We start from the raw sequence: 6,915 nt of genomic DNA, 5'->3' as shown, positions 1-6,915 counted from the left end.
GGCGGCGAGGTTCCGCTCGGCCCCCGGGTGTTGACCGTGCTGTCGGGGCGGGGCGAGATCGTGCGCGGGCCGAACGACGGCGCCTGGACCACGTCGCGGCCGCGTTGGGCCACCACCGCGCACTGGCTCGGCGAGCTGGGCGAGCCGCCACCGGACCGCGAGGCCCGGGCGGAGCTGACCCGGCGCTGGCTGGCAACCTTCGGGCCGGCGACCGTCGCCGACGTCAAGTGGTGGTTCGGCACCACGCTGACGGCGGCGCGCCAGGCCCTGGCCGACGTCGGCGCCGTGGAGGTCGAGCTGCACGGCAGCGGCGCCGGCTGGGCCCTGCCCGACGACCTCGACCCCGAACCCCCTGCGCCGCCGTGGTGCGCGCTGCTGCCGGGCCTGGACGTCACGACAATGGGCTGGTTTCAGCGCGATTGGTACCTCGGCGAGCACCGCGCCCAGGTTTTCGACGCCAACGGCAACGCCGGCCCGACGGCCTGGTGGAACGGGCGCGTGGTGGGCGGCTGGTATCAGGACGAGGGCGCCCGCGTCCGGCTGCAGCTCCTCGAGGACCCCGGCCGCGACGGGCGGCGTGCCCTGCAGCGCCGCGCCGACGAACTGACCTCGTGGCTGGACGGCGTGCGGATCAACCCGCGTTTCCCGTCGCCGCTGTCCAAGGCGGGTGCCCGGGCGCACTGATCGGGCCGCGAAATGGCATGCGGCGCAACGAAGCCCGGCTGGCTCAGGCGGTGACCTTGCGGCGCCCGTTCGACCGCCGCGCGGGCGCTGGGTTGCCGACGACGTCGGCCAGGAACTTGCCCGTGTAGCTTTCCGGCACCGCGGCGATGTCCTCCGGGGTCCCTTCGGCGACAACGGTTCCGCCCTCGGCGCCACCCTCGGGCCCCATGTCGACGATCCAGTCCGACGTCTTGATGACGTCCAGGTTGTGTTCGATGACGATGACCGTATTGCCCTTGTCCACAAGGCCGTTGATCACGCTCAACAGTTTGCGGATGTCGTCGAAATGCAGCCCGGTGGTGGGCTCGTCGAGGATGTAGATGGTCCGACCGGTCGAACGCTTCTGCAATTCCGCGGCCAGCTTTACGCGCTGCGCCTCACCGCCGGACAGCGTCGGCGCGGGCTGGCCCAGCCGGACGTAGCCGAGCCCGACGTCGACAAGCGTGCGCAGATACCGGTGGATGCCGCTGATCGGCTCGAAGAACTCCGCCGCCTCCTCGATCGACATGTCGAGCACCTCGGAGATGGTCTTGCCCTTGTAGTGCACTTCCAGGGTTTCCCGGTTGTACCGGGCGCCGTGGCAGACCTCGCACGGCACGTACACGTCGGGCAGGAAGTTCATCTCGATCTTGATGGTGCCGTCGCCGGTGCACGCCTCGCAGCGACCGCCCTTGACGTTGAACGAGAATCGGCCGGGCTGATAACCGCGGACCTTCGCCTCGGTGGTGGCCGCGAACAGGGTGCGGATCTTGTCGAACACCCCGGTGTAGGTCGCCGGGTTGGACCGCGGCGTGCGGCCGATCGGCGACTGGTCGACGCGCACCAGCTTGTCCAGGTGGTCTAGCCCGGTCACCCGGGTGTGACGGCCCGGGACTTGCCGGGCGCCGTTGAGCCGGTTGGCCAGCACCGCGGCCAGGATGTCGTTGACCAGCGTCGACTTGCCCGAGCCCGACACCCCCGTCACCGCGGTCAACACGCCAAGCGGGAAGGACACGTCGATGCCGCGCAGGTTGTGCTCCCGCGCCCCGACGACGGTGAGCTTGCGCTTGTGGTTGACGGGCCGCCGGATGGCGGGGATCTCGATCCTCTCCTTGCCGGACAGGTAGGCGCCGGTGATCGATTCCTTGTTCGCCAGCAGCTCGGCGTAGGTTCCGCTGTGCACGATCTGGCCGCCATGCTCGCCGGCCCTCGGGCCGATGTCGACGATCCAGTCGGCGTGCGCGATGGTGTCCTCGTCGTGTTCGACGACGATCAGCGTGTTGCCCAAATCCCTTAGGCGGGTGAGGGTTTCGATGAGCCGGCGGTTGTCGCGCTGGTGCAGCCCGATGGATGGCTCGTCGAGCACGTACAGCACGCCCACCAGACCGGACCCGATCTGGGTCGCCAGCCGGATGCGTTGCGCCTCACCGCCGGACAGCGTGGCCGCGGCGCGCGACAGCGACAGATAGTCCAGCCCGACGTCGAGCAAAAACCCCAGCCGCGACTGGATCTCCTTGAGCACCTGCCCGGCGATCGCCTGTTCGCGCGCCCCGAGGGTGAGCGCGTTCAGGAAGTCCGAGCAATCCGAGATCGACAGCTCGGACACTTCGGCGATGGACTTCTTAGCCGGCCGGCCCTTGAAATCCCCAGCGAGCGTGACGGCCAGGATCTCCGGCTTGAGCCGGGTGCCCTCGCACACCGGGCAGGGCACGTCGCGCATGAAGCCCTCGTAGCGCTCCTTCATCTGCTCGGATTCCGTCTGCGCCATCTTGCGCTGCAGGAACGCCAGCACGCCCTCGAAATCGGCGTAGTAGGACCGGGTGCGCCCGTACCGGTTGCGGTACCGCACGTGCACCTGGTGGTCGGACCCCTCGAGGATGGCCTTGCGGGCCTTGGCCGGAAGCCTGCGCCATGGCGTGTCGACGTCGAATCCCAGCTCCTCGCCGAGCCCGGCCATCATCCGGGTGAAGTACTCCGCGGTGTGGCCCGTCGACCAGGGCGCCACCGCGCCCTCGGCCAGGGTGCGTTCGGGGTCGGGCACCACCAGGTCGGGGTCGACCTCCTTGCGGATGCCCAGGCCGGTGCATTCGGGGCAGGCGCCGTAGGGCGAGTTGAACGAGAACGACCGCGGTTCCAGGTCGTCGACCGCCAGTGCGTGCCCGTTGGGGCAGGCCAGCTTCTCGGAGAACCGCTGCTCGCGGTTGTGCGCGTCGTGCTCGTGATCGACGAATTCGAGCACCACGATGCCGTCGGCCAGGTTCAGCGCGGTTTCCACCGAGTCGGTGAGCCGCTGCTTGGCGCTGGCCTTCACGGTCAGGCGGTCGACCACCACCTCGATGTCGTGCTTTTCCTGCTTCTTCAGCTTCGGCGGATCCGTCAGCGAATGCACCACGCCGTCGACCCGCACCCGGCTGTAGCCCTGCGCGTTGAGCTTCTCGAACAGGTCGGCGAACTCGCCCTTGCGGGTGCGCACCACGGGCGCGAGCACCTGGAACCGGGTGCCCTCCGGCATCACCAGCACCTGGTCGACGATTTGCTGGGGCGTCTGCCGGGCGATGCGCTCGCCGCAGACCGGGCAGTGCGGTGTGCCAGCTCGCGCGTAGAGCAGCCGCAGGTAGTCGTAGACCTCGGTGATGGTGCCGACCGTCGACCGCGGGTTGCGGTTGGTCGACTTCTGGTCGATCGACACCGCCGGGGACAGGCCCTCGATGAAGTCGACGTCCGGCTTGTCCATCTGGCCCAGGAACTGGCGGGCGTAGGCCGACAGCGACTCCACGTAGCGGCGTTGGCCCTCGGCGAAGATGGTGTCGAACGCCAGCGACGACTTGCCCGATCCGGACAGCCCGGTGAACACGATCAACGAGTCGCGCGGCAGGTCGAGGTCGACGCCGCGCAGGTTGTGCTCGCGGGCGCCTTTGACGATCAGGCGGTCAGCCACGCTGCCTTCTTTCAGGAACTGTCAACGAATCTTTGATGCTGTAGCCGTTGATGCGCACGGCGCATTCCATGCTATGTGCCCATACCGACAAGCGATCGATGACCAGTAACGTGGCCGCTATGACCGTCTCGGTTGAGCCAAGCGACAACTACACCGGACACGTCGACCCTGGTACCGCGGCCCGCCGGACCCTACCCGGCGCCACGATTCTAAAGGCGTCGGTGGGCCCGATGGACAACAACGCGTATCTGGTGACGTGTTCCGCGACCGGGGAAACCCTGCTGATCGACGCGGCCAACGACGCCGACGTGCTGATCGACCTGATCCGCCGGTACGCGCCGAAGTTGTCGCTGATCGTGACCAGCCACCAGCACTTCGATCACTGGCAGGCGCTCGAGGCCGTCGCGAAGGCCACCGGCGCCCCGACCGCCGCGAACGAGATCGACGCCGAGCCGCTGCCGGTCAAGCCCGACCGTTTGCTGGCCGGCGGCGACACCGTCCGGATCGGCGACCTCAGCTTCGACGTCATCCACCTGCGCGGGCACACCCCCGGCTCTGTCGCGCTGGCGCTCGACGGGCCCGCGACCGGCGGGGTCACGCAATTGTTCACCGGGGACTGCCTTTTCCCCGGCGGTGTCGGCAAGACCTGGCAGCCGGGGGATTTCGCCCAGCTGCTCGACGACGTCACGACGAGGGTGTTCGACGTCTACGACGACTCCACCGTCATCTACCCCGGCCACGGGGACGACACCGTGTTGGGCGCCGAGCGCCCGCACCTGGCCGAATGGAAAGAGCGCGGCTGGTAGGCGTTCCGGCGGCGAGTGTGTGCTGACGGCTTTCCGTGTGCGCTGACGGCGAAATTTCGGCCGCGTGGCCGCCCTAGGCGCCCACGCAAAGCCCTGGATGCACAGGCGCCGCCGGTGAACTACGTGGTGTGCACGATCAGCACGTCGACCTTGGCCCGGCGCGAGACGTTGGCCGGCACCGATCCCAGCAGGCGTCCCGCGATCGTGCTCAGGCCGACGTTGCCGACGACCAGCAGGTCGGCTTTTTCGTCCTCGGCGAGCTTGACCAACGCGTCGACCGGGGCGCCGACGATCGACCGGTCTTCCACGTTCTTGGCGCCCGCGTTGTGCGCCCGCTCCTTGGCGTCCTGCAGGATCGCGTAAATCGGCGCGGTCCCCGACACCTTGTAGCTCTCGTCCCGCAGTGCGTCGGCGGCTCGGGTGTCCTCGTGTTGGGGCAGGTACGCCGACGCGATGATCAGCTTCGCGTCGTCCCCCGCGATCTGCGCCGCTCGGTCCACCGCGCGAAACGACGAATCCGAGCCGTCGGTCCCGACCACCACGGTTCGATAGGCACTCATTTACCCTCCCAGTTTCGGTTGGTCAGCCAACCCAAGACAGTATCGCGTTTGCCGGACGGAAAGGAGAAAGAATCCCGACCGAGCGCGGCGTGGCGCTACGGGCGTTTACCGTGGCCGCGCGGCACCGGCGGCCTATTTGCCCCGCGGTTAGCGGGCCGGTTGAGCAGGGCTAACGCCGAAAGCCTTGCACGGCCCGGCTTTTGGTGAACCGCAGGCGCCCGTCGTAAATGTGAACAAGCACCCTACCCTCCCCCACCAGGCTCGCGGCGAGCCAGTTCACTTCCTGCCCCTTACAGTGACAAGCATCATGGCCATGTCCACCGCTGAGCAGTGCGCCTCCGACGCCCCGGACGTCGCTGACGAGGCGGTGCCGGCGCGCCCGCGCGGCAGGTTGCTCGATCCGTGGGCGATCGCCGTGTTCGCCGCGGTCGTCAGCGCCGCCTGGGCCTGCCGGCCGTCGTTGTGGTTCGACGAGGGAGCCACCATCTCGGCCTCGGCCAGCAGGACGTTGCCCGAGCTGTGGAAGCTGCTGGGCCACATCGACGCCGTTCACGGGCTGTATTACCTGCTCATGCACGGTTGGTTCGCGATATTTCCGCCGACGGAGTTCTGGTCGCGGGCGCCGAGCGCGCTTGCGGTCGGGGCCGCAGCCGCGGGCGTCACGGTGTTCACCAGGCGGTTCGTCCCCGGGCGTGCCACGGCGCTGTGCGCGGGTGCGGTCTTCGCCATTTTGCCGCGCACCACCTGGGCGGGAATGGAGGCGCGCTCGTATGCCTTCGCGGCCGCCGCGGCCATCTGGCTGACCGTGTTGCTCGTCGCCGCCGTAAGGCGCAACCGGCCGAGGTTGTGGGTGGGCTACGCGCTGGCGCTGATGCTGTCGATCCTGCTCAGCCTCAACCTGGTCCTGTTGGTGCTGGTGTACGCGGTTTTGGTGCCGCTGCTGGCGCCGAAGGAATCCCCCAGGTCGCGGGTCATCCGGTGGGGGGCCAGCTCGGCCGTCGCCGTCGGCGCCATGACGCCGTTCCTCGTCTTCGCCCATGGCCAGGTGTACCAGGTCAACTGGATCTTTCCCGTCAGCTGGCACTACGCCTTCGACATCAGCCTGCGGCAGTACTTCGATCACAGCGTCCCGTTCGCGATCCTCACGGCGGTGCTCCTGGTCGCGGCGATCGTGGCGTGGCGGAGGGGCGCGCGCGGTCCGGGCGGCGACCTGCGCGTGCTTCTCGTCATCTGCGCGGTGTGGATCGTGCTGCCCACCGCGCTCGTCGTCAGCTACTCGGCCGTCATCGAACCGATCTACTTTCCCCGCTACCTGATCCTCACCACGCCCGCGGTGGCCGTCGTCATGGCCGTCTGCATCGTCACGCTGGCCCGCAAACCGTTGCCCGTCGCGGCGGTGGTCCTGGCGTTTGCCGCCGCCGCGGTGCCGAATTACCTGTTCATCCAGCGCTGGCCGTACGCCAAGGAGGGCTGGGATTACAGCCAGGTGGCCGACCTGATCAGCTCCCACGCGGCGCCCGGGGATTGCCTGATGGTGGACAACACCGTCCCCTGGCGGCCCGGGCCGATCCGGGCGCTGCTGGCCACCCGGCCGGCGGCCTTCCACTCGCTGATCGACGTGGAACGCGGCGCGTACGGGCCCAAGGTCGGCTGGCTGTGGGACGGTCACGTCGCCGTGTGGCTGACGACGGCCAAGATCAACAAGTGCCCGGCCATCTGGACCATCACCAACCACGACGGCTCGCTGCCGGATCACCAAGCCGGACAGTCGCTGCCGCCCGGAACCGCCTTCGGCCGCTCCCCGGCGTTCCGCTTCCCGAGCTACCTCGGGTTCCGCATCGTCGAGCGTTGGCAGTTCCATTACTCGCAGGTCGTGAAGTCGACGCGGTGACGGGGGCGTAGAAGCGCA

Annotated in this window: 5 protein-coding genes; 3 read left to right on the top strand and 2 right to left on the bottom strand. The window is 68.7% G+C overall.

Annotated features, from left to right (window positions below; all coding sequences use genetic code 11):
• Positions 1-684 (top strand): DNA glycosylase AlkZ-like family protein (locus A5712_RS16615; RefSeq protein WP_197519414.1); only part of this gene is annotated, 684 nt, incomplete at its 5' end.
• Positions 685-727: 43 nt separating this feature from the next.
• Here A5712_RS16615 and uvrA read toward each other — a convergent pair.
• Positions 728-3,640 carry an excinuclease ABC subunit UvrA gene (gene uvrA / locus A5712_RS16610; protein WP_068107195.1) on the bottom strand — a complete coding sequence of 971 codons (2,913 nt, stop codon included), beginning with the start codon at positions 3,638-3,640 and terminating at the stop codon, positions 728-730.
• A 119-nt stretch (positions 3,641-3,759) separates the two neighbouring features.
• Between uvrA and A5712_RS16605 the strand changes: the two genes are divergently transcribed.
• Positions 3,760-4,446 (top strand): MBL fold metallo-hydrolase, encoded by a 687-nt coding sequence (locus tag A5712_RS16605; RefSeq protein WP_068107193.1) that lies wholly within the window; start codon positions 3,760-3,762, stop codon positions 4,444-4,446.
• Positions 4,447-4,565: 119 nt separating this feature from the next.
• Here the strand turns inward: A5712_RS16605 and A5712_RS16600 are convergent, their stop codons facing one another.
• Positions 4,566-5,006 (bottom strand): universal stress protein, encoded by a 441-nt coding sequence (locus tag A5712_RS16600; protein ID WP_068107190.1) that lies wholly within the window; start codon positions 5,004-5,006, stop codon positions 4,566-4,568.
• 307 nt (positions 5,007-5,313) lie between these two features.
• Here A5712_RS16600 and A5712_RS16595 point away from each other — a divergent pair, with 307 nt between their 5' ends.
• The gene (locus A5712_RS16595) at positions 5,314-6,897 is read left to right on the top strand and encodes a hypothetical protein (RefSeq protein WP_082973486.1); all 1,584 of its coding nucleotides are present in this window, start codon (positions 5,314-5,316) and stop codon (positions 6,895-6,897) included.
• The last annotated feature ends 18 nt before the right edge of the window (positions 6,898-6,915 follow it).

Source organism: Mycobacterium sp. E2327 (genome assembly GCF_001672675.1).
Classification (GTDB): domain Bacteria; phylum Actinomycetota; class Actinomycetes; order Mycobacteriales; family Mycobacteriaceae; genus Mycobacterium.
The sequence above is the reverse complement of the archived record's forward strand: the minus strand, read 5'-3'. Positions and strand labels throughout refer to the sequence as shown.

Coding starts and splice junctions, on each gene's coding strand:
- A5712_RS16605 (WP_068107193.1), top strand. CDS start 3,760: ATGACCGTCTCGGTTGAGCCAAGCGACAACTACACCGGACACGTCGAC.
- A5712_RS16600 (WP_068107190.1), bottom strand. CDS start 5,006: ATGAGTGCCTATCGAACCGTGGTGGTCGGGACCGACGGCTCGGATTCG.
- A5712_RS16595 (WP_082973486.1), top strand. CDS start 5,314: ATGGCCATGTCCACCGCTGAGCAGTGCGCCTCCGACGCCCCGGACGTC.